This window comes from Vibrio sp. TH_r3 (assembly GCF_033101115.1).
Taxonomy (GTDB): domain Bacteria; phylum Pseudomonadota; class Gammaproteobacteria; order Enterobacterales; family Vibrionaceae; genus Vibrio.
On the sequence record NZ_JAWMPW010000001.1, the window covers coordinates 270276 to 292719 of the forward strand.

At 39.5% G+C, this 22444-nt stretch carries 19 protein-coding genes; 7 read left to right on the plus strand and 12 right to left on the minus strand.

From position 1 onward, the window contains the following. Positions 1–17 precede the first annotated feature (17 nt). Complete coding sequence (gene xthA / locus R3X26_RS01175) at positions 18–824, plus strand: exodeoxyribonuclease III (RefSeq protein ID WP_317715285.1); 807 nt, start codon at positions 18–20, stop codon at positions 822–824. A gap of 100 nt (positions 825–924) precedes the next feature. Here the strand turns inward: xthA and R3X26_RS01180 are convergent, their stop codons facing one another. From R3X26_RS01180 to R3X26_RS01195, 4 genes are all read right to left on the minus strand, one after another. Further along, positions 925–1602, minus strand: a complete 678-nt coding sequence (locus R3X26_RS01180) for an ABC transporter permease (protein WP_317715286.1) — start codon at positions 1600–1602, stop codon at positions 925–927. Between the two features lie 2 nt (positions 1603–1604). Continuing rightward, entirely contained in the window at positions 1605–2345 is a 741-nt protein-coding gene (locus R3X26_RS01185) for an ABC transporter permease (protein ID WP_317715287.1), read from the minus strand. Positions 2346–2552: 207 nt separating this feature from the next. After that, positions 2553–3320 carry an ABC transporter substrate-binding protein gene (locus R3X26_RS01190; RefSeq protein ID WP_317715288.1) on the minus strand — a complete coding sequence of 256 codons (768 nt, stop codon included), beginning with the start codon at positions 3318–3320 and terminating at the stop codon, positions 2553–2555. 174 nt (positions 3321–3494) lie between these two features. Then, positions 3495–4265: an ABC transporter ATP-binding protein gene (locus tag R3X26_RS01195; protein ID WP_317715289.1), complete on the minus strand. Its 771-nt coding sequence runs from the start codon at positions 4263–4265 to the stop codon at positions 3495–3497. Between the two features lie 725 nt (positions 4266–4990). On the opposite strand from R3X26_RS01195, the gene R3X26_RS01200 reads away from it, so the two are divergent. Then, the gene (locus R3X26_RS01200; RefSeq protein ID WP_317715290.1) at positions 4991–6532 is read left to right on the plus strand and encodes a DUF3360 family protein; all 1542 of its coding nucleotides are present in this window, start codon (positions 4991–4993) and stop codon (positions 6530–6532) included. Positions 6533–6772: 240 nt separating this feature from the next. Further along, positions 6773–9049, plus strand: coding sequence for a formate C-acetyltransferase (gene pflB / locus R3X26_RS01205; RefSeq protein WP_317715291.1), 2277 nt, complete (start codon positions 6773–6775; stop codon positions 9047–9049). Between the two features lie 297 nt (positions 9050–9346). Here pflB and R3X26_RS01210 read toward each other — a convergent pair whose 3' ends face one another. Next, a complete protein-coding gene (locus R3X26_RS01210; RefSeq protein WP_317715292.1) occupies positions 9347–11227 on the minus strand; it encodes a methyl-accepting chemotaxis protein in 1881 nt (626 codons plus the stop codon). A 234-nt stretch (positions 11228–11461) separates the two neighbouring features. Here R3X26_RS01210 and pflA point away from each other — a divergent pair, with 234 nt between their 5' ends. The 3 genes from pflA to R3X26_RS01225 all read left to right on the plus strand — a co-directional run bounded on the left by pflA (position 11462) and on the right by R3X26_RS01225 (position 13571). Continuing rightward, on the plus strand, positions 11462–12202 hold the full coding sequence (gene pflA, locus R3X26_RS01215) for a pyruvate formate lyase 1-activating protein (RefSeq protein WP_317715293.1): 741 nt from the start codon (positions 11462–11464) through the stop codon (positions 12200–12202). Between the two features lie 72 nt (positions 12203–12274). Next, positions 12275–12937, plus strand: coding sequence for an energy-coupling factor ABC transporter permease (locus tag R3X26_RS01220; protein ID WP_317715294.1), 663 nt, complete (start codon positions 12275–12277; stop codon positions 12935–12937). A 133-nt stretch (positions 12938–13070) separates the two neighbouring features. Then, the gene (locus R3X26_RS01225; protein WP_317715295.1) at positions 13071–13571 is read left to right on the plus strand and encodes a YfbU family protein; all 501 of its coding nucleotides are present in this window, start codon (positions 13071–13073) and stop codon (positions 13569–13571) included. A 100-nt stretch (positions 13572–13671) separates the two neighbouring features. Here R3X26_RS01225 and R3X26_RS01230 read toward each other — a convergent pair whose 3' ends face one another. The 6 genes from R3X26_RS01230 to R3X26_RS01255 all read right to left on the minus strand — a co-directional run bounded on the left by R3X26_RS01230 (position 13672) and on the right by R3X26_RS01255 (position 20538). After that, a complete protein-coding gene (locus R3X26_RS01230) occupies positions 13672–14451 on the minus strand; it encodes a MipA/OmpV family protein (protein WP_317715296.1) in 780 nt (259 codons plus the stop codon). A gap of 99 nt (positions 14452–14550) precedes the next feature. Then, on the minus strand, positions 14551–15306 hold the full coding sequence (gene kdsB / locus R3X26_RS01235) for a 3-deoxy-manno-octulosonate cytidylyltransferase (RefSeq protein ID WP_317715297.1): 756 nt from the start codon (positions 15304–15306) through the stop codon (positions 14551–14553). After that, a complete protein-coding gene (locus R3X26_RS01240; RefSeq protein WP_317715298.1) occupies positions 15306–15485 on the minus strand; it encodes a Trm112 family protein in 180 nt (59 codons plus the stop codon). The genes kdsB and R3X26_RS01240 overlap by 1 nt, the downstream gene beginning before the upstream one ends. Beyond that, the gene (lpxK, locus tag R3X26_RS01245; RefSeq protein WP_317715299.1) at positions 15466–16473 is read right to left on the minus strand and encodes a tetraacyldisaccharide 4'-kinase; all 1008 of its coding nucleotides are present in this window, start codon (positions 16471–16473) and stop codon (positions 15466–15468) included. Before lpxK ends, R3X26_RS01240 begins: the two co-directional genes overlap by 20 nt. A 2-nt stretch (positions 16474–16475) precedes the next feature. Beyond that, entirely contained in the window at positions 16476–18224 is a 1749-nt protein-coding gene (gene msbA / locus R3X26_RS01250; RefSeq protein WP_317715300.1) for a lipid A ABC transporter ATP-binding protein/permease MsbA, read from the minus strand. A 34-nt stretch (positions 18225–18258) separates the two neighbouring features. Then, a complete protein-coding gene (locus R3X26_RS01255) occupies positions 18259–20538 on the minus strand; it encodes a DNA internalization-related competence protein ComEC/Rec2 (RefSeq protein WP_317715301.1) in 2280 nt (759 codons plus the stop codon). On the opposite strand from R3X26_RS01255, the gene R3X26_RS01260 reads away from it, so the two are divergent. Next, entirely contained in the window at positions 20522–21031 is a 510-nt protein-coding gene (locus R3X26_RS01260) for a DUF2062 domain-containing protein (protein ID WP_317715302.1), read from the plus strand. The two genes, R3X26_RS01255 and R3X26_RS01260, sit on opposite strands and share 17 nt — an antisense overlap. Positions 21032–21196: 165 nt before the next feature. Here R3X26_RS01260 and lolE read toward each other — a convergent pair whose 3' ends face one another. Then, the gene (gene lolE, locus R3X26_RS01265) at positions 21197–22444 is read right to left on the minus strand and encodes a lipoprotein-releasing ABC transporter permease subunit LolE (RefSeq protein ID WP_317715303.1); all 1248 of its coding nucleotides are present in this window, start codon (positions 22442–22444) and stop codon (positions 21197–21199) included.

Below are 22444 nucleotides of genomic sequence, written 5' to 3' on the forward strand. Positions count from 1 at the left end.
AAGGATAACATAACAACATGAAAGTAATTAGTTTTAATATCAATGGATTACGAGCTCGACTTCATCAACTGCAGGCTATTATTGATAAGCATCAACCCGATGTTATTGGCCTACAAGAAATTAAGGTACACAACGATGCTTTCCCTATAGAGGCCGTTGAAGCAATGGGCTACAAAGTTTACTTTCATGGCCAAAAAGCCCATTACGGTGTTGCGATGATGTGTAAACAAGAACCAATATCCGTACAGTATGGCTTTCCTAGCGATAATGAAGACCATCAAAAACGTATGATTATGGCAACATTTTCCGATGAAAACGGCGAAAAAACCACCATTTTAAATGGCTATTTTCCACAAGGTGATAATGTAGAACACGAAACCAAATATCCATATAAACGTCAGTTTTATAAAGATTTAATGGACTACCTTAACCAAAATCATACTAGCGAAGATAATATTATAGTAATGGGCGACATTAATATTAGCCCAATCGATTTAGACATTGGTATTGGTGAAGTAAACCGCAAGCGTTGGTTGAAAACGGGTAAATGTTCATTCCAACCAGAAGAACGTGAGTGGCTAAGTACTTTACTAGACTGGGGTTTTGAAGATACCTTTAGGAATCTTCATCCTGACGTGGATAACCTATTCTCTTGGTTTGATTATCGTTCACGTGGCTTTGATGACAACCGAGGCCTACGAATTGACGTGGTACTCGCCACTGCAAAATTAGCAGAAAGATGCATCGAATCAGGTATCGACTATGAGTTACGCGGCATTGAAAAACCATCTGATCACGCTCCTATTTGGTCGACATTCGAATAATCGTTAATCTCTGAGCAAAACCTATAAAAAAGCCCTAACAGTTTCATTCGTTAGGGCTTTTTTGGTTAAGATGATGAGCCAAATTGATTAGATAAAAACCTCAGCTTAGCGGTCTCATATAAGCCAAATATTTTTTCTCTGCTTTTTTGAACATCCAAAGAATACAAAACGTCACACACATATAGAATAATCCTGCGGTGAGAAAAGACTCAAAAGGCGCGTAATAACGCGAATTCACCAAGCGAGCAGCACCTGTCAAATCAAGGATAGTAACAATCCCCGCCACCGCAGAGCCATGTAGCATAAATATCGCTTCATTACTGTAAGCAGGCAGCGAACGACGTAAAGCACTAGGCAAAACAATACGTTTGTAAGTTTTCCATGTACTCATACCGTAAGCTTTTGCTGCTTCCACTTCGCCTTTTGGCAGCCCATTGATCGATCCGCGTATTATTTCAGAACTATAAGCAGACGTGTTTAATACAAAAGACACTAGTGCACAGAACCAAGCGTTTTCCCATAAGGTATCTTTGACAGCCATAAACTGATCCATACCATAATAAATTAGGTATAACTGCACCAACAACGGGGTACCTCGGAAGAAATAAATATAAGCCCAAGCAGGAAAGCGCAATAAAGGATTATGGCTGTTCCTGCAAATAGCTAAAGGAATTGCAATACATAACCCCAAAATCAAAGAGATAGAAACCAACCAAACGGTTGTCCATAATCCTTCAAAATATATCGGTAAACTTTCAATAATTAATGAAAAATCCATGACTACCTCGTATGTATGCTGAACTTACGTTCCGCTAGTTTAAGTAATCCAGTGGAAATACTAGTGAAAATCAAGAAAATGATGGCAATCGTCATATAAAACGTAAATGGCATCTTAGTTGAACCCGCAGCAAGCGAACCCACTCTAACCATATCTTCTAAACCAATAATTGAAACCAATGCTGTTGTTTTTAATAACACTAACCAATTGTTACCAAAGCCGGGTAAAGCATGACGAATCATTTGCGGTAATAAAATTCGCTTAAAAGCCATTGGACCACTCATTCCATACGCTTTAGCCGCTTCTAGCTCGCCTTTATCAACGGCCATCATTGCACCACGAAAGGTTTCAGCCATGTATGCGCCAAAAATAAAGCCTATCGTTAATACACCAGCTACAAAAGGGCTTACATCAATGTAATCCGGTAGGTATGCTGTCCATTCATGGCTAGGATCGGATGAAGTCATCCACTCATTTAACCATTCATTGACCGCATATAAACTATTATTAAGTAAAATTTGGCCACCGAAAAAAATCAACATCATTAAAACGAGATCGGGAATACCGCGAATAACGGTGGTATATAAGGTGGCAATAGAACGAGCAAAGCGATAAGGTGCCATTTTAGCCAATGCACCCGCCATTCCGAGAATCATAGCTAATACTAACGATAAAACTGCCACTTCAATGGTGAGCAGTGCACCACTTAATATAGAAGCTTCGTACCCTTGTAAGTCGAACATGGTAAGTAGTCCATTACTCAGTAATATGATTGACTGAATTTATAACTATTCAACATGGGACTCCATGCAAACTTAAACATCCAAAACGACATAAGTTTAAGCGATGAAATTATCTGTTGAATAGCCACATTCAAGAAAAGCAAGGTGACATTTCTGCCACCTCTCTAGACTAATTAACTACGGCAGCTAATTAGTCACACTCGCGTATTAGTCACCGTAAACATCGTAGTTAAAGTATTTAGCTTGAATTTCTTGATAAATACCTTTTTCACGCAATGCAATAATTGCAGCATCTAGCTTAGCAGTTAAATCTTTATTTTGCTTACGTACCGCTATACCCATTCCATCACCAAACCATTTAGGGTCAGTAAGTGAAGGACCAACAAATTCGTATGCCTCACCACCTTTTTGGTTGAGCACTCCTTCTTCAAGTGCTGACGCATCGCCTAATACAGCTGCAATACGGCCATTATTTAGGTCAAGGTAAGCTTCATCGAAAGAACCATAACGAACGATCTCTACATCTTTGTAGTTATCCGTTATATATTTGTCATGAGTGGTTGCACGCTGTACGCCAATCTTCACACCGTCAAGGTTAGAAAAATCAAGTCCTGCGCCTTTTTTAGCAATAAATTTATTTGGAATAACAGCGTATTTACCAGTAAAATCAACTTTCTGCTTACGCTCTTCCGTTATAGACATAGCAGCGATTATCGCATCGTATTTACGTGCAAGTAGAGAAGGAATAATGCCATCCCAATCCTGCGGTACGATTTTACATTCTACCGCCATTTCAGTACAAAGCGCGTTGGCCATGTCCACATCAAAGCCACTTAGTGAACCATCCGCTTCTGTTTTACTAAAAGGAGGATATGCCCCTTCAATACCAAAACGTACCACTTTCCAATCCTTTGCTTGGGCCGTTGCTGTTAACGCTGTAGCTGCCAATGTTGCCGCTAATAACCACTTTTTCATTTCCATACTCCTGTGTATATGCGTGTCGGTTTCGTTTTTGAGTTATTGTTTAGTGTAATAACCGATTAAAAAACCTTTTAACTTTAGAAAATTTTAGCTATTTGTTCAAAGCGGTGCCGTACCTGATTTATGTGCAACAACGCATCGAAAAATTTTTATCGATAGATGATCATTTTAATAGATTGAAGATATAAACTGTTTAAGCCTAGCGGAACTTGGACTAGTAAATAAATCCTTAGGATTACCTTCCTCTTCTACTACACCTTGATGAAGAAACATCACATGATTTGAAACATCACGCGCAAAGGCCATTTCGTGGGTAACTACCAACATAGTTCGCCCTTCGTCAGCAAGATCACGCATAACCCCTAACACCTCTCCAACCAATTCCGGGTCGAGAGCTGATGTAGGTTCATCAAACAGCATAACTTCTGGGTCAACCGCTAGTGCTCTAGCAATGGCAGCGCGTTGTTGTTGACCACCAGAAAGATGACCAGGGTAGTAGCCCTCTCTTTCTAATAAGCCAACTTTATCTAACAAGGCTTTGCCTTTTTCTATTGCTTCTGCACGAGGAACACCTAGCACGTGAATAGGGGCTTCGATTACATTTTCTAGAACAGTTAAGTGAGACCACAAATTAAAACCTTGGAAAACCATCGCTAAACGTGAACGAATACGTTGTACTTGTTTTTCACTGACAGGAACAGACTCACCTTGGCGATTATTTTTCATTTCAATAAGTTCGCCATTAACCCAAATTTTGCCTGCGGTAGGTGTCTCTAATAGGTTGATGCAACGGAGGAAGGTACTCTTGCCAGAGCCAGATGAGCCAATAATCGAAATTACGTCACCTTTGTGTGCTTCAAGTGAAATACCTTTAAGTACTTCATTCTGGCCAAATGTTTTGTGTACATCTTTTATGTTCAGCGCTGGAACATCATGCATGCGCCACTACTCCCTGTGCAAATACTGAGGTTATCCGACCTCTTTAATCGATACAAATTAGCATTCAAACTGATAACATGCAACAAATTATTAACTGATATGAAAGCCATACACAAGCAATAGTGCTGAATTTTTATTCATTTGCAGGCTATAAAACCAATTGAATGCGCATAAAACAGCAATTTTAACCTAAACAAAACGGCAACACCTTGTAAAGATAAAGTTAATTCACACTGTGTGATTGAATATTATCAACTTTTAGTATTAATAAAAAAGAAATTTCTAGACGTTCACATCACTAAAGACAAATAAAACAGAATAATAAAAAATAAACTCTCGTTAAAAGCCGGTTTAAAATCGTTATTTTCTATGCTCTCGCCACTTTTTAAGTCGTCATTGATACTTTTAAAAATAATATTCACAGCCAACGGCAGACTAAGTTTCACAACAAAAGCCACCACCGAGCGAATGAAATTTATTATTTATGTAGTTTTTTTTCACTAATTTTCAATAAATGATCGAGATCAACCACCCAAAATAGGTAGCTTGATACACTCCACACTCAAATAGTGAGGTAAATTTACCCCCATATCTCTATTTTTTGACATATTCTTTAAGCACACTAACTTTGTGTTACATGAATGAACAATAGGTACAGCAAAAGCATAATTGCTGACAAGCTAATTAATAATTTTAACAATTAACTAAAAATATATGAGGAATCTATGTCAGACGTAGTTAATAAAGACCACTCAGAAATAGAAGGGCAGAGTTATTCAGAACTGCACCGCCCTGCTTCTGAGTTCTCTAGTCGCTCTGAATACCTAGATCACGAACTTCAGATTATGAATCCACGTCGCTATGGGTTGAACTTACCCGGTCGCGATTTTCGTTTCGAACTTGAAGATCTTGTACCTGCGCTTGCCGGCACTATTGGCATTATCGCCATGTACTCTGCTGTAATGATGTCTTGGGCTGATGGCTTAACTCAAGCATGGGATCATATCTCTTTAGGAAAAGAGTTCGCTATCGAGGTTGCTCGAGTTGAAATGCTCATTCCTGCTCTACTTTTTTGTGTCCTTGCTTCTGGCTTCATTAATCCACGTGCTAACCTTGCCGGTAACCATGGCCCAATGATTCCCCTTATTGGTACTATTGCTTTAGCTGGTGCACATCCACTAGCACTTGCTATTTTGCTCGGTGTCTTTGGCTTACTATTAAGTTACTTCAAAGGCGGTTCCAAACTCGTCAATTTAACCAGTGAAGGAGTTGCTGGTGGTTTACTCGTTTACCTTGGCTTTACTGGAACAATGAGTCAAATAGCTCAAATCCAGTCTTGGGCAGTTGGCCTCGAGTCAGCAGAAATAGCCAAAGGAAGCATGGGGTACATAGGTTTAATTGTTTTGGCGGTCAATGTTGTCCTTTATGCTTTTCTGGCTAAAATTAATAAACGCTGGTTAGCAATTCCTGCCTGTGCGGTCACAGGTCTGCTGATTGCTCTAATTTTTGGTGCCGGATTCGATCTTACTTTTGAAACTCAAACTGGCCTCCCTAACCTAAATCCAGCCTATTGGTGGGGCAGTACAGAACAAGGTTGGATGTTGGGTTTACCAAATTTACAACATTTTATTGCTTCTTTGCCGTTTGCCATTTTAGCTGTAGCAATGTGGTCACCAGATTTCTTAGGGCACCGTATCTTCCAAGAACTCAACTACCCTAGACGAACTCAGCGCGTATTGATGGATGTGGATGACACAATGACTATGTGTTCTATCCGTCAAATGGTCGGTACCGCTGTTGGTGGAGGAAATATTACTTCGTCATGGGGCACGTACATGATCCCTGCCGCTATAGCAAAACGTCCTATACCTGGAGGCGCCATTTTACTAGGGTTGTTAGTAATGATTATTGCAATCTTAGGTTTCCCTATGGATGTTGCAGTATGGCCTCCTGTTATGCGTGTCGCGCTATTAGTTGGTGTATTTTTACCGCTGTTAGAAGCTGGTATGCAGATGGTTAAAGACACAAAAGATTCACACTCTGCTGGGATTTGTATCTTCGCTTCTGCAGTCGTAAACCCAGTACTGGCGTGGGCTCTGACTATGTTATTAGATAATAACGGTTTGATTGGCAATAAAGAACGTGCTCAAAAACTATCCGTAATTGATAAGCTAGTCATTCCTGCTGGTGTCCTCGTTATCTGTCTAATCGCTATGCTTGCGGTTGGTATGTTTGAAGGCAAATACGGCATTCCCGGCTTCTTATAATTGAGAAAAAATGGGTAGCTACCTTGTTACCCATTTTTTATTGTATATTTTTTTGAAATTTTACAATATAATTTGAAGGAAGAAATTAATTGGCAATTTTGGTGACAATATCTATGGTTTAATGATGAAACATTGAGCATACATATTGTTATTAATTAAAGAGTGTACTGCGTGCTTCTGCACTAGCTTTAACCAAGTGAAAACAGTACGTAATTTTTCTACGAAAAAGGTAGGTATATCATGGCAGAGCAATTTGCTAAAGCTTGGGAAGGTTTTACTGACGGAGATTGGAAAAACGAAGTTAACGTTCGTGATTTCATTCAAAAAAACTATACACCTTATGAAGGTGACGAATCTTTCCTAGTTTCTGAAGGTACTGAAGCAACGAACACGCTTTGGAATAAAGTAATGGAAGGCATTAAACAAGAAAACAGCACTCACGCTCCTGTTGATTTCGACACTTCTGTTATTTCTACCATCACTGCACACGATGCTGGCTATATCAATAAAGATTTAGAAACCATCGTTGGTCTACAAACTGACGCTCCATTAAAACGCGCTATCATTCCTAATGGTGGTATTCGCATGGTTGAAGGTTCTGCGAAAGCATACGATCGTGAACTTGATCCTATGGTTAGCAAAATCTATAAAGAATATCGTAAAACTCATAATGCGGGTGTTTTCGATATTTATACTCCTGATATCTTAGCATGTCGCAAATCTGGCGTTTTAACTGGTTTACCAGATGCCTATGGCCGTGGTCGTATCATCGGTGATTATCGTCGTATTGCGCTTTACGGTATCGATTTCTTGATGAAAGATAAGCTGGCTCAGTTTACTTCTCTACAAGAAAAATTTGAAAACGGTGAAGACCTTACTGCGACTATGCAACTTCGTGAAGAAATTGCAGAGCAACATCGCGCTTTGGGTCAAATCAAACAAATGGCAGCCAAATATGGCTGTGATATTTCAGGCCCAGCAACAACGGCTCAAGAAGCTGTACAGTGGACTTACTTCGGCTACCTAGCTGCAGTTAAATCTCAAAATGGTGCCGCAATGTCTCTTGGTCGTACATCGACTTTCCTAGACATTTTCATCGAGCGCGATATCGCTGCTGGCAAAATCACAGAAGCTCAAGCTCAAGAAATGATTGACCATTTCGTAATGAAGCTACGTATGGTTCGTTTCCTACGTACGCCTGAATACGATGAATTGTTCTCTGGTGACCCTATCTGGGCAACAGAATCAATGGGTGGTATGGGTCTTGACGGACGTACACTGGTTTCACGTACTAACTTCCGTTTCCTAAACAGCTTGTACACCATGGGCCCAAGCCCAGAGCCAAACATTACGGTTCTTTGGTCTGAGCAACTACCTGACGGATTTAAACGTTTCTGTGCGAAAGTGTCTATTGATACATCTTCTATTCAATACGAAAACGATGATTTAATGCGCCCAGATATGGAATCTGATGATTACGCTATCGCTTGCTGTGTATCGCCAATGGTTGTTGGTAAGCAAATGCAGTTCTTCGGTGCTCGTGCTAACCTTGCTAAAACAATGCTTTATACTATCAACGGTGGTGTTGATGAAAAATCTAAAGCTCAAGTTGGCCCTACAATGGAAAAAATCACTTCTGAAGTTCTTTCTTATGATGAACTTTGGGACAAGATGGACCATTTCATGGACTGGCTCGCTAAACAATACGTGACAGCTCTAAACAGCATTCATTACATGCATGATAAATACAGCTACGAAGCGTCACTAATGGCTCTACATGACCGCGATGTGTACCGCACTATGGCTTGTGGTATTGCTGGTCTATCTGTTGCTGCTGACTCACTGTCTGCAATCAAATACGCAACCGTTAAGCCTGTTCGTGACGAAGACGGTATTGCTGTAGACTTTGAAATCGAAGGTGACTATCCTAAATTCGGTAACAACGATCCTCGTGTAGATGATATCGCTTGTGAACTTGTGTCAGTATTTATGGGTAAAATCCGTAAACTGAAAACTTACCGTGATGCTGTTCCAACGCAATCTATCCTTACGATCACTTCAAACGTGGTATATGGTAAGAAAACAGGTAATACTCCAGACGGTCGCCGTGCTGGTGCTCCATTTGCTCCAGGTGCTAACCCAATGCACGGACGTGATGAAAAAGGGGCGGTAGCTTCTTTAACATCAGTAGGTAAACTACCGTTTGCTGACGCAAAAGATGGTATTTCTTACACGTTCTCTATCGTACCTAATGCATTAGGTAAAGATGATAGCGCTCAAAAAGCGAACCTTGCCGGCCTTATGGATGGTTATTTCCACCATGAAACAGGTATTGAAGGTGGTCAACACCTTAACGTTAACGTTCTTAACCGCGAAACGCTACAAGACGCTGTTAAGCATCCTGAGAAGTATCCTCAGTTAACAATTCGTGTATCTGGTTATGCGGTGCGCTTTAACTCTCTTACTGCAGAGCAACAAGCTGACGTAATCGCACGTACGTTCACTGAATCTCTATAATTCAGTAGCACGTAAAGTGTAGGCCACAGTATAAAGCGGCCTATATAGCTAAAAGCCTCACTATTATGTGAGGCTTTTTTGTTGCTTATATGACCGATTAACTTTTCACTTGTTTAACTGATTGCCTTGGCTGACTCATTTATTAACTGGCCCACAACCAATCCCAGTAAAGTTGCAGTTTGGATAAAACAGCTTGCAGGCTTTAATATCAATTGACAATATCAAAGTACAAATTGTCTTTTGATATTGTCTGTAAGTTTAGTTTCATCTATATCAAAATCTTAAATAGTTCAGTGATTATAAAGTAAACTTCTGACATTCTTGGTTAAGAGTCGTCGACCTTTGGTCGACCAGTTGACTTGTTTGTTTAAGTTCAATATTACTTTGAGCGATAGACGCCATTGAGCTCGAAATGTGTGACATACCAGCTGCCATCGATTGGCTCGTAGTGGCAACGTCACGAATTGATGCAAAAATCAAGTCAGTTTGATTACTGGCTTCTTCCGCTTTAGCAGTTATATCAAGTAGGGCTTCAACCGCCTCATTACTTCGTTCCCGTCCAATATCCATAGACTGTTCAGATTTAGCAATGTACTGAATTACTTCTGAACTTTCTGTTTTTAATGTCTCAATAGTGGTAGAGATTTCTGCAACCGCTTGAACGGTTCTAACTGCCAAACTTCTTACTTCATCCGCTACCACTGCAAAGCCTCTACCTTGTTCACCAGCGCGAGCAGCTTCAATAGCCGCATTTAACGCCAATAAATTGGTCTGTTCAGCGATGCTATTGATAATATCCATCACAGAGTCAATTTTATTTGATGCTTTTTCAAGTTGCCGAATATGTGAAGCAGCATGAGTTAATACAGTGCCAATTTCTTCTATCGATTCAATGGCAGAAGTAATTATTTTCCCTCCATCTTCGGCTGATTGTACCGATGACTTACTCACTTTAGAAACCAACTCCAAACTACTAGAGACTTGCTGAGTGGTAACACTTACTTCTTCTGTCTCGGACGCTAATATTTGCGTCTGTTCCATCGCATCCTCTTGACTCGAAACCACCTTATCAATACCTTGATTGAGTTTTTCCGCGTTACTAGAGAGTGCTTTGCTACTGCCCTGCACTTCTTTTACTAATTCAGCCAAATTCGCACATGTTTGGTTAATGGCATGCGCTAACTGGTTAAACTCATCTTTCCTGTTAGACGTTTCATTCATCCTAATCGATAAATCCCCTTTCGACATCGAACTTAATGCTTTGTTGGTTGCCGCTAAAGAGCGTGTAATAGATAGGCTCAAAGTGGCAAAAATAGCCACAGTAATCATTATTAGAATTATGAACGCAGTTAAAATCGCCCAAAATGAAGAATCAGCTTTCTCTTGTGCAGATTGTTGATAGCGTTCACTAATCGCACTCAATTGTTGAGTTATCTGATCAACGGTTGTAAGCACCGCTTTTTGATTAGAATACAAGTCACTTTCAAGTGTAATTAATTGTTCTGATAGGAGTGAAATACGTTCGAAAATATCAGTAAATTCTTGCAGCTCTTGCTCATATAATTCCAGCATTGCGTAAGTATTAGACACATTAATAAAACCTGCCTTAGCACGATTAAATAACTTCAAATTCTGGTCGCTAGGACTAAGAAGGTAATTTTGTTGAGCCTTGATCATAACTTGGAAATCGGAAGTTAAGGTCACCATCCCGGTTTCGGCGATCTTTTTTTCTATTACGCCTGCTAATTGTTTAATTTTTAATAAATTACCATCATCTGCATTAAAACCAAGTTCACTCTTTATCTCAATCCACGGTTGCATAGAATTTTTATATCGTTCTATCAATGCAAGAAATTCATCAGCTTGAGCGCCTAAACCAACAGTGTCTAAATAACGTTTATCTTGTTCTGCTTGCCGTTCTATGTTGTTTAATGCACGTTTGACAGTTTCAACCTGATTAGAATTCATCGACGATAAACCATTTACCAATTTTAATACGTCAATTTCCGTTTGTTCTATGGTAGCGGAACCTTTGGTCACTTCATTACTCAATTGATATTGAGCACCCATTTGCTTTAAATTGGACATGGTAAAGCCGGCAACTGCAACAAATCCAGCAACAAGAACGCCCAACACCAACCAAATTTTGCTTCTCTGTGATAATAAAAAAACATCCATGTCTATATTTCTCCCCGGCAACAATCTTTTAATAGTAGCCGAGACTCACTATATAAATCCAACTGAGAATTCTATTATTTAAAAACAATCCTCACTAATTATTCGCAATGAAAATCAATCGTATTTTTACGCGGTTTTTTAATCGTTAATATTGGCAGACAAGACAAGTTACACTAGGTTATAAGCTATAAGTGTAATAAAATAACGTGTATAGAAACTTGTCGAGAAGAATTTATGTCAACAACAGGTCGTATCCACTCTTTCGAATCATGCGGTACCGTAGACGGTCCAGGTATCCGGTTTATTGTATTTCTGCAAGGCTGTTTAATGCGTTGCATGTATTGTCACAATCGTGACACATGGGACACGCACGGCGGGAAAGAAGTATCCGTTGAAGAAATAATCAATGAAGCAAAATCTTACCGTCATTTTATGAAGGCCTCTGGCGGTGGTGTTACGTGTTCTGGTGGGGAAGCAATGTTGCAACCTGAGTTTGTACGTGATTTTTTCCGCGCTGCGCAAGCGGAAGGTATGCATACCTGCTTAGATACCAACGGCTACATCCGCAAGCATACCGAGGTTATTGATGAAGTATTAGCAGCATCTGATTTGGTAATGTTAGATATCAAACATATGAAAGATGAAATTCATCATGATTTTGTAGGTGTATCAAATAGACGAACCTTAGATTTCGCGCGTTATCTGCAAAAAATCGGTCAAACAACATGGATCCGTTACGTCATCGTTCCTGGTTACACAGATGACGAAGAATCGGCACATTTACTAGGCGAATTTATTAAAGATATGGACAACATAGAAAAAGTAGAATTATTGCCGTATCACAAGTTAGGCGCGCATAAATGGGAAGCATTAGGCTATAACTATCCACTTGAAGGCGTAAACCCGCCAAGCCGAGAAACTATGGATAAAATGGTTGCGATACTTGAACAGTATGTCGACAACGTAAAATACTAACAAAACTTCCCGCCTGAGTCGGCAGTTTTTCTTGTATCAGCGTTTAAGCCAAGTACAGAACAGGAGGCGATAATGAGTGGTATACAAATTGTTTCGTTCGTTACGATTATATGTATCGCCTATTATTGCCTAAATGATTTTAAAAAATTTTTTTTACCCAAACTCATTGGTGATACACCGTTTCAACACTTCACTTTTTTAACACTTTTGGGCTTATTTTTACTTTGGTCCGCTCAGGCTGGTGTTATTGAAGGTTTAAATGTTCATTTTCTGGGCTTGACAGTTATCACACTCATTTTTGGCCCTAGGGTCGCTTTTATACTGACTGTTCCTGTTATTATTGGCTTGATCATTACTGGACAAATTCAACCTCTAAATAGTGGGCAATACTTACTATTTTCATCACTGCTACCTATTCTTATTAGCTATTCTATCTTTATAGTAAGTTTTCATTACTTACCAAAAAATATATTCATATTTATCTTTATCGCAGGATTTTTGAATGGTGCGATTACAGGTAGCGTCCACCTCGTTTTGAACACTCTGCTGCAATATTTCACTCATCAATATGACTGGGTCATAATAAAGGATAATTACCTAGTTCTTCTTCCTTTATTAGCCTTTCCTGAAGGATTACTTAATGGTATGACGGCAGCTATACTATCTGTCTATCGACCTGAATGGTTAAGATTATTTTCTGATAAGCATTATATTTATCAACAAATAAAAAAATAAATCGCTATTGCTTGTCTTTACGACAAGTACTGTAACATTTGCGACAATAACATCGAGAAGAGGTTGCCGAACAGTTAAATACTGGTAATCTTAATACAATAACAGTTTTTAATTTAGCCCAGAGGTTTTTACAATGGAAATGACCAACGCTCAACGTCTAATTCTTTCAAATCAATATTACCTTATGTCAAAGCTTAGACCAGAAAATGAAGCAAAATATAACCGATTACAGACAATTGTAGAAAGAGGTTATGGATTGCAAATGCGTGAGCTAGATAAACATTTTGGTAACATTACCGAAGAAGAGTGCCGTGAAGTCATTAACATCATGGAAATGTATCACGCTATGCAAGAGTCCAATAAAATGTTGAGCGAAGCAGACAGAAGTAACGTTGACCAACGTCGCTTACAGTTCTTAGGCTTTGATATTGCAAGCGAGCATCAATTGGTTAATTATGTACGATTCTTAGTCGATTCTGAGGGGCTTTACCCTCAATTTGATAAGAGTGAACATCACTTTAATGCTCAAATGCCTATGCTAGACAAATACCGTAGAATGTTGACAACGTGGCGTAACTGTCCTCGTCAGTATCACTTATCAGCCACAGAATTCACTCAAATATTCAATGCTTAAATACTGCTTTAAGCTACGCTAAACACCATTTAATTAGCAACAAGACTGGCAATAAGAAAGGAGACATAAAGTCTCCTTTCTTATTTGTAGCAAGGTGTAACTAAAAGCGATAAGCGATACCAATATTAGCACTGGTTGAAACGGTAGAATCTAATAGAGGACTGTCTTCGATATCGTCTTCTAGGTTAGTGTATCTGATACCACCTCTCACAAACAGATTTCGAGTTAATGAAACATACCCAGAAAGCCCCACAAAAAATTGGCCACTGCCATTGATATCAAATTCACTGATATTATTACTGGTTCTCTCTGATTCAGACTGAGAGACACCATATAAGTGTTGGTTAAGCTTATTATCGTTATATGAGTAACCAATAACAGGAGTGATCCCACCTAGTTTAAACCTAATAGGCAATTTCCAGCTAACTTCGCCATAAAATCCATTATGGACTCCTAAAATATCGACGCCCCCTCCAGCTTCAAGCACACCAAGTGGAGTCGAATACTGATAACTTGCTCCAGCCAATACAGTATCGCGACGTTCATCCAACAACTTCATATTAGTATCACTAGAATCGCTTGGTATAAATGTTCTAGGATCATAAATCGCTCGGATGGTAAAGTTGTGGACAGACCTTCTAGGGTTAAAACGATAGCCAGTACTAAACCCTCGAAAGAAAAAGTGCTCACCTTCATATCCTATAATAGGAATAACCGTTCTATTGCTCGGCGTACCTTTATACACCTTTGGGGAATAAGCAGCACCAACACCAACAGACCAAGGTGAGGGAGCGGATAGCGCGTCCAGGCTAATAAAAACAGGCACACTACATAGACTCACAACAGTGCATCGCAGAATTGTTTTGTGTATATCATTCATAGTACACCTACTTAATTTTTGTTAGAACATTATTGTTTTTTCAACATAATATTGTGCTCAAAATTGGTGCCACAACCAACATAAGCACCAAACACACAATCAAGATTTAGCCACAATACGTCTAACCTGTTCTAAATCCTCTGGTGTATCAACACCAGCAACTGGGTTCTCTTTTGCTACGGCCACATGGATTTTTTCGCCATACCAAAGAACGCGGAGCTGCTCTAAGCATTCAATTTTTTCTAATACACTCGGTTGCCAATTAATGTAAGTATCTATAAACCCAGCCCGATACGCATAAATACCAACATGTCTTAATAATGGTTGAAGGATGCGTTTGTTTTCTGCTGAAAAGTTATCTCTGTCCCAAGGGATTGAAGCACGGCTAAAATAGAGAGCAAAACCATCAGCGTCTGTCACTACCTTAACAGCATTGGGATTAAACACTTCCTCTTCATGCTCTATTTCTACCGCTAACGTAGCCATTGGAGCAGCATTATTACTGGCTAAATTATCAGCAACCTGACTAATGATAGCTGGAGGAATAAGTGGTTCATCACCTTGAACATTAACAATAATATGATCTTTCTCAATATTCATTTTATCTATGACTTCAGCCAAACGCTCAGTACCAGACTCGTGTGTCGGGGATGTCATACACACCTGGGCACCAAACTCTCGCGCCTTAGCCTCAACTCGTTCATCATCTGTTGCAATAATAACTCGCTCGGCACCAGACTTTAAAGCTTGCTCATAAACCCATTGAATCATAGGTTTACCGCCTATATCAGCTAGTGGTTTGCCAGGTAAACGACTAGATTGATAACGAGCAGGAATGATAACAGTAAATGACATTATCTCGCCTCTTCCACTTCCATGATACGAGCCTCTGATTCCAATAAAACAGGTATACCCTCTTTAATCGGATAAGCTAAGCGATCAAATTTACAGATTAATTCTTGTTTTTCAGCATCAAATATAAGCTTACCTTTACAAATAGGACAAGCGACAATCTCAAGCAGACGGTGATCCATATTCTTCCCTAACTTTTAATATTTTATCAATTATATTTTTTTCTTCGTGATGACTAAAGCTAGCAGTAACAGGAAGGTACCACCAATTATTTTTTGCATACGAAGAACATTTTACCGCATCTTTTTCAGTCATAATTAAATGACTACCCAAACGCCCCAATTCATCTAATTCAGATTGTTTAAAATCCTGATGATCAATAAAACTTTGTTGTTTTATTACTTGCGCTCCCAATGAATCAAGTGTATTAAAAAAACGACGAGGATTACCGATAGCAGCAATGGCGACAAGCTTATACAAAGAACTCACGGCACGCTGTTCTCCCGTGACTAAGTTTACGGCTAAACCGGGAGTTAAGGCCATAGACAATTCGCCATGTTGAGCGGAGCCACCGTTGTTAATAATAAAATCGACACTGTTTAGTCTATCTAGCCCTTCTCTTAAAGGGCCAAGTGGCATGTAGCATTGATTACCAAAACGGCGGTAACCGTCTACCACCACTATCTCGATATCTCTATCCAAAGCGTAATGTTGTAATCCATCGTCAGTAATAATAAGGTCTATATCGTAATTGAGTGCTTTTTTTACCGCGTTGGCACGGATAGGGTCAACCACGACGGGTACACCAGTCCTTTGAAAAATCAGATTAGCTTCATCACCACTTTCTGTAGTCGATATATCTTCATCCACAAGTAATGGATATCGTTGCGTCTTGCCTCCATACCCTCTTGATACAACAGCAGGCCGTAAACCTGCTTGCAATAACGTCTCAACCAACCATATAACAACTGGAGTTTTACCATTTCCACCTGCAGTAATATTACCAACAACAACAACTGGAACAGGTGCACGATAACTATTGGTTTGCTTTTGAAGGAATTTATCTCGCCTAGAATTGGCAATCCATTTAAACAAGTAACTTAGAGGCCACAAAATCGGCCATAACAGTACACCTAAAAAATGATTTTCAAACCAAATTTTTTCCACCATCCTCAACCACCAAACTGGATACGATGCAATTGCGCGTACGCCCCATCATTCTCAATGAGTTCTGCGTGTGAACCTCGTTCAATTATTTTACCTTCATCGACGACAAGAATTTGATCGGCTTGTTCAATTGTCGATAAACGGTGGGCAATAACCAATACTGTTTTATCTTTCTGTAATTCTTCTAATGCAGCTTGAATAGCTTTTTCAGACTCAGTATCTAATGCAGATGTTGCTTCATCTAAGATTAAAATAGGCGCATCGCGCAGCAAAGCGCGTGCAATTGCTATACGTTGACGTTGTCCACCGGACAAACTCGCGCCGTTTTCACCAATAACCGTATCCAAACCATCTGGCATTCTATTAATAAATTCCATCGCATGTGCCTGCTCTGCGGCTTTTTCTATTTGCGCTCGGCTGTAATCATTCTCTGCTGCGTAGGCTATATTGTTGGCAATCGTATCATTGAATAGGTGCACATTTTGCGATACGAGAGCAAATTGAGAACGCAAATTACCAAGTGTGTACTCTTGAATATTATGGCCATCGAGTGAAATCACGCCATCATCTACATCATAAAAGCGAGTAAACAAATTAGCGATTGTACTTTTACCTGAACCCGAACGCCCAACAAGAGCAATCGTTTTTCCTTTTGGCATATCAAAGGTTATACCATCTAAAGCGGGTTTTTCTTTACCTTGATAAGTAAATGACACATTTTTAATCGAAACATTGCCTTCTGCGCGTGTTACTCGACGAGTTCCTGTATTAAGTTCTGGTTCTAGGTCCATAAGAGCAAACAAGGTTTGACTAGCCGCCATACCTCGTTGAAATTGCGAGGTAACATTAGTTAAAGCTTTAAGTGGTCTCATCATGCCAAACATTGCCGAGAACACCACACCAAAAGTACCTGGAGTAAGTTCGCTTCTAATCGAATCAATGCTAGCTAGGTAAAGTACAACCACAATGGCAATCGAAGCGATAAGCTGAATAATAGGATTAGCCATTGCTTGTGCAGCGACCAGCTTCATACTCTGCTGACGCATAGAATTACTGACTTTATCAAAGCGATTTTTTTCGATCTCTTGTCCACCATAACTTAATACTACTTTATGACCTTTGAGCATCTGTTCAGAAGAAGTGGAAACTACGCCCATAGCCGATTGCATGTTCTTAGAGATTTTACGAAAACGCTTAGATACTATGCTAATAGCAAAAGCAACTAGCGGTGCAACGGCCAATAGTACAATCGACAATTGCCAACTATTCCAAAACATCAAAAATAATAAACCAATAATACTCACACCTTCTCGAACGATACTCACTAGTGCTTTACTAGTTGCAGCGGAAACTTGTTCAGAATCATAGGTAATGCGTGACAATAAAGCACCTGTCGATTCACGATCGAAAAAGGCGACAGGCATATGCATAAAGTGATTAAATAATTTACGGCGAATAGTCATAACGACATTGCCAGACACCCAACTCAAGCAATAATCAGAAACAAAACCACTTAGTCCTCGCACAACCATAGTACCCAGAATGATTAAGGGCAGTACTTTAAGAAAATCAGATTCTGCGCTACCAAATCCCTCATCTAAAAGTGGTTTGAGCAACGAGATCATATAAGTATCAGCTATCGCATTTATAGCTAACGCAAAAACAGCAACGATAAGACCAGCTTTATAGTTTCGAATATACACCCACAAACGTTTGAATGTTTGTAAGGTTGTCTCATCATGATTTTCAGACATAGGAACACATTATTTTATTAGGGTAATTAACTTGTCATTCTACTCTTTTACGGAGTTTCTGCCTATACCAATGCAATGATTGTGCTTGCCTTTCCGTTGTTATTTGCCAACCCGAATCATTTAAATCGATGGTTATTTGACCTTCACTTCCTGTATCTAACCAAATAATCTCTCTATTCTCGTATCTTTCCAAGATCTTATGGTGCGGCAAATTCCATTGATTTCCTTTAGAAACTGAAGCAACCGCTAGTTTTGGGTTTATCGCATCTAGAAATAGTGCAGTTGAAGAAGTTTTACTGCCATGGTGTGGAACGATCATAATATCTGATTTTATTCTGGAAGGAGTTTGTGCCAACAGCAACTCACCGATAGTCTCTACATCCCCAGTAAGCAGAATACTAGAAACACCATCAGAAATTTTAATAACACAAGAATGTGGGTTATACGCTCGTTCAACTATTCGAGGTGGCCATAGTGCAGAAATCGTCAGTCCTTGCCAATTCCATATTTGTCCATCGACACAAGGAAGGTAACCACTAATAGCTTGACTACTTAGTTTTAAACTAGGGTTAAACACCTGCTCAATATAGTCTTTTCCACCAGCGTGGTCCGAATCAGTATGACTTAGAACAAACATATCTAATCTATTCACGCCACGATATCTTAAAACTGGCTCAATGACCGATTCTGCAATACTACCATTTTCCCATTTATTTCCAGTATCATAGAGTAAATAGGACCGATTCTTTTTAACCAAGATAGCTAAACCATGTCCAACATCGAGTATAGATAATTGCCACTCCGACTCAGATTTTAACCCTAGACTTAAGACAATAAACGTTAACGTTAGACCTAATAAAACTGAGGATACTCCAGTAAGCAAAGGCTTCATTAGACTAAATACTATTAATGCTGAAAATAACAAGGCGTACTGATAACCAATATTTATCCAGCTCATATTGGCCAATGAAATACTCCAGCTTACAGGAATCAATAGTAAATCAACCAATTGCCATATATTGGCAGCAGCAAATGGCAGCACTAGAGAACATCCAAGTGCAACGAAAATACATGGGACAACGAGCAAACTAAACCAAGGGATAAAAATCCAGTTATATAAGCAAGAACTGAGGCTAAACCCATTAAAAATCAATGCGCTTGTAGGTAACATAATTGCGGTGAGAAGCAGTTGCATGATTATCGCTTTTTTTAACAAGTTCATCTGATATAAAGAGCGAAATGTTGATAAAATATAAATGGCACCAACGGACAAAAAAGAGAGCCAAAAACTCGCTGAAAGCGCAGAAAAAGGATCTAGCAACAGTAAAATAGCCATGACCAATAACAAAACACTTATTGCACTAATTTTTAATCGGAAATAAGAAAAAAAACCAAATAAACCACACATGTATAACGCACGTAATGTCGGTAAGCTAAAACCAGCCAACCATGCATAGCTGCTTGCCGTCACTAACGCAAAAACCAGAGGAGCACTTAACCAATGAGGCACGACAAGACGAGCTATAATGCCAATTTTCCAGCCTAAAATAAAAGCAATACCGATGTGTAAACCAGATATAGCCACTAGGTGAGTCAATCCACTATTTTTAAGCTGTTGCCAATGTTCTGTTGTTAACAGGCTGCGGTCACCAAAGCTTAGCGCCAACAATATCGCGTGATTCGTTGTGCCTTTAATATGTTGACGTACTTTTTGATACAATTTTAATCGCCATGAAGAAGATAGTTGCCAACGTGTTGCTGAACCTTGACCTAAAACCTGTCCTTTTGCATGTAACCCTAGACTGATAAAATGCCGTTCTTGGTCAAAGCCAGCTTCGTTGAGGCGACCATATACTGGCTTAATCTTTACTTGAAGCTTCCACCGTTCGCCGAATAACATTTGCAAAGATTCAGGGGTAACTATCTTTACCGAGGGCTGGCTAAAGAAAGGTATTTTCTCTCCATTAATTGATTCAAATCTAACTATGTATTCGTTACCACGAGTTATTTTTCTAAAAAAGCTGTCAACTCGTGCAACTATGGTAGTATCATTATCAACACGGAAAGCAGTGTCTATCTTCAGCTGAAAATAGTAACTATGTATAGAAACAAAAATTAGTGCGAATAAAAGACCTCGCGACCAGTACAGCTGCGATGTTTGATAACTTGCTATAACAAGCACTAATAGTAGGACAACACTGTGAATAACTGGAGGAGATGGCCAGTATTGAAAAGTCAGTGTGGTCACAATAAAAACAACAATATTCCAGTGATAGCTAAAGAGAGTCATTGTCGCAATGCCAAGAAAGTTCATACAGCGCTTCATGCCAAATCCCGAAGTGATCAAACGCCAAAAGGCGTTAAAGATATTCGGCAATGTGCTTTATAATCCCAACTTATGGTGCCTAAATAGACGTTCAGCGTCGGGGGCGTTTGCTCTAGGGCTATTTATTGCTTTTGTCCCATTACCAAGCCAAATGATCATGTCAGCTGGAATGGCTATCTTGTTAGGTGTCAATCTCCCATTAGCCGTTGCTTTAGTTTGGATAAGTAACCCTATTACTATGCCTATTATGTTTTATGGCTGTTATAAGGTAGGTGCCCGTATTATGCATGTCCCTCGGCAAGGTTTTCACTTTGAACTCTCTTGGGACTTTTTAATCAATCAAATGAGCACCATAGGACCACCGTTTCTGTTAGGTTGCCTCATTTGCGGTGCGATTGCTGCTACCATTGGTTATTTCGGTATACGTGGTTTATGGCGTTATTCAGTTGTGAGAAGTTGGCAGCAGAGACAGATAAGATAACCGTTTATACGTTTCGCTGTAGCTAAAAAACCAATTCATGCGAGACACTTTACGAACGTTTGATAAAAAAGAGTAACTTGAATATAAAAAAGAGAAGCTGACCGAAGGTCACTTCTCTTTTTTATCACTTCATTGGTTATGATTTATCGTTGCATTGATTCATTATTACTTTGAGCTTAGTACTCGGGCAGGATTCATTTGACTCGCTTTGGTTGCAGGGTACCATGTCGCTAATAAACTCAATACAATGGCGGTACCAGATACTATTGAAACATCGAAGCTACTCACTTGAGAAGGAAGAAAATCGACAAAATAGATATCGCCAGATAAGAACTCATGTCCGATTAAGCGCTCTAATCCGGTAATTAACGCGGTTAAATTTAAAGCAACCATCACTCCAACAAGACTACCGAGAATACTACCTAGAACCCCTGATAATACGCCTAACCAAATAAATATACGTCGAATTAAACCGTCTGTTGCTCCCATTGTACGCAGTATTGCTATTTCTGACGCTCTATCTTTCACTGCCATCATCAAGGTCGAGACAATATTAAAGCAAGCAACCCCAATAACAAGCACCATAACTAAGTACATGATAGTACGAACTAATTGGATATCTCGATAAAGAAAACCGTATTTTTGCTTCCAGCTCTTTAAGTACACATAGCTATCTAATTGATTACCTATTTGCCTAACATATAAAGGTGCATTAAAAACATCATTTGTTTTTATAGCAACGCCAGTAACCGATGTACCTAACTTGGCATACTCTTGCGCGTCTTTTAAAGGAACTAAGGCTAAAGAATGATCAATCTGTCCGCCGAGTGTTAGTAACCCTGCAACACTAACCCTGACTCTTTTCGGCGCTTGTACTTTATTAACTGAAGCAGTTGACGAAGGAATCAACAATGTTATCGAATCGCCTTGCGTAAGTCCCAAGTTATCAGCAACGCCTTTACCTAAAATTACTTGTCTTTGGCCTGCCTGAAAATTTTGCCATGTTTTTGTCGGTATAAATTCCACTAAACTAGACACGGTTGGTTCTAACGCAGGTTCAATCCCTCTTACTTCTATTGCTTTAATATTTTGCCCACGTTCAGCAAGAGCAGTAAATCGAACGTAAGGAGCAGAACCGGTAACATTGTCGTGCGAAAGTGCCTGTTGCATCACTCGTTGCCATTGATCGATATGGCCATTCACGCCTTCAAATTCACCATGAGGCACAACGGACAAGACGCGATTATTCAGTTCTCTCTCAAATCCATTCATTGCTGAAAGGCCGATAATAATAACAGCAACGCCAACAGCAATACCAAGAGTGGAAGAAATCGAAATAAATGACACCATTTTGTTGCGCTGCTTACCACCACTAAAACGACGACCAATCAAGAAAGAGAGGGAAGAAAACAA

Bases quoted from the DNA above. Each gene is read 5' to 3' on its own strand.
- xthA (WP_317715285.1), top strand. From the start codon at position 18: ATGAAAGTAATTAGTTTTAATATCAATGGATTACGAGCTCGACTTCAT.
- R3X26_RS01180 (WP_317715286.1), bottom strand. From the start codon at position 1,602: ATGGATTTTTCATTAATTATTGAAAGTTTACCGATATATTTTGAAGGA.
- R3X26_RS01185 (WP_317715287.1), bottom strand. From the start codon at position 2,345: ATGTTCGACTTACAAGGGTACGAAGCTTCTATATTAAGTGGTGCACTG.
- R3X26_RS01190 (WP_317715288.1), bottom strand. From the start codon at position 3,320: ATGAAAAAGTGGTTATTAGCGGCAACATTGGCAGCTACAGCGTTAACA.
- R3X26_RS01195 (WP_317715289.1), bottom strand. From the start codon at position 4,265: ATGCATGATGTTCCAGCGCTGAACATAAAAGATGTACACAAAACATTT.
- R3X26_RS01200 (WP_317715290.1), top strand. From the start codon at position 4,991: ATGTCAGACGTAGTTAATAAAGACCACTCAGAAATAGAAGGGCAGAGT.
- pflB (WP_317715291.1), top strand. From the start codon at position 6,773: ATGGCAGAGCAATTTGCTAAAGCTTGGGAAGGTTTTACTGACGGAGAT.
- R3X26_RS01210 (WP_317715292.1), bottom strand. From the start codon at position 11,227: ATGGATGTTTTTTTATTATCACAGAGAAGCAAAATTTGGTTGGTGTTG.
- pflA (WP_317715293.1), top strand. From the start codon at position 11,462: ATGTCAACAACAGGTCGTATCCACTCTTTCGAATCATGCGGTACCGTA.
- R3X26_RS01220 (WP_317715294.1), top strand. From the start codon at position 12,275: ATGAGTGGTATACAAATTGTTTCGTTCGTTACGATTATATGTATCGCC.
- R3X26_RS01225 (WP_317715295.1), top strand. From the start codon at position 13,071: ATGGAAATGACCAACGCTCAACGTCTAATTCTTTCAAATCAATATTAC.
- R3X26_RS01230 (WP_317715296.1), bottom strand. From the start codon at position 14,451: ATGAATGATATACACAAAACAATTCTGCGATGCACTGTTGTGAGTCTA.
- kdsB (WP_317715297.1), bottom strand. From the start codon at position 15,306: ATGTCATTTACTGTTATCATTCCTGCTCGTTATCAATCTAGTCGTTTA.
- R3X26_RS01240 (WP_317715298.1), bottom strand. From the start codon at position 15,485: ATGGATCACCGTCTGCTTGAGATTGTCGCTTGTCCTATTTGTAAAGGT.
- lpxK (WP_317715299.1), bottom strand. From the start codon at position 16,473: ATGGTGGAAAAAATTTGGTTTGAAAATCATTTTTTAGGTGTACTGTTA.
- msbA (WP_317715300.1), bottom strand. From the start codon at position 18,224: ATGTCTGAAAATCATGATGAGACAACCTTACAAACATTCAAACGTTTG.
- R3X26_RS01260 (WP_317715302.1), top strand. From the start codon at position 20,522: ATGCCAAGAAAGTTCATACAGCGCTTCATGCCAAATCCCGAAGTGATC.
- R3X26_RS01255 (WP_317715301.1), bottom strand. From the start codon at position 20,538: ATGAACTTTCTTGGCATTGCGACAATGACTCTCTTTAGCTATCACTGG.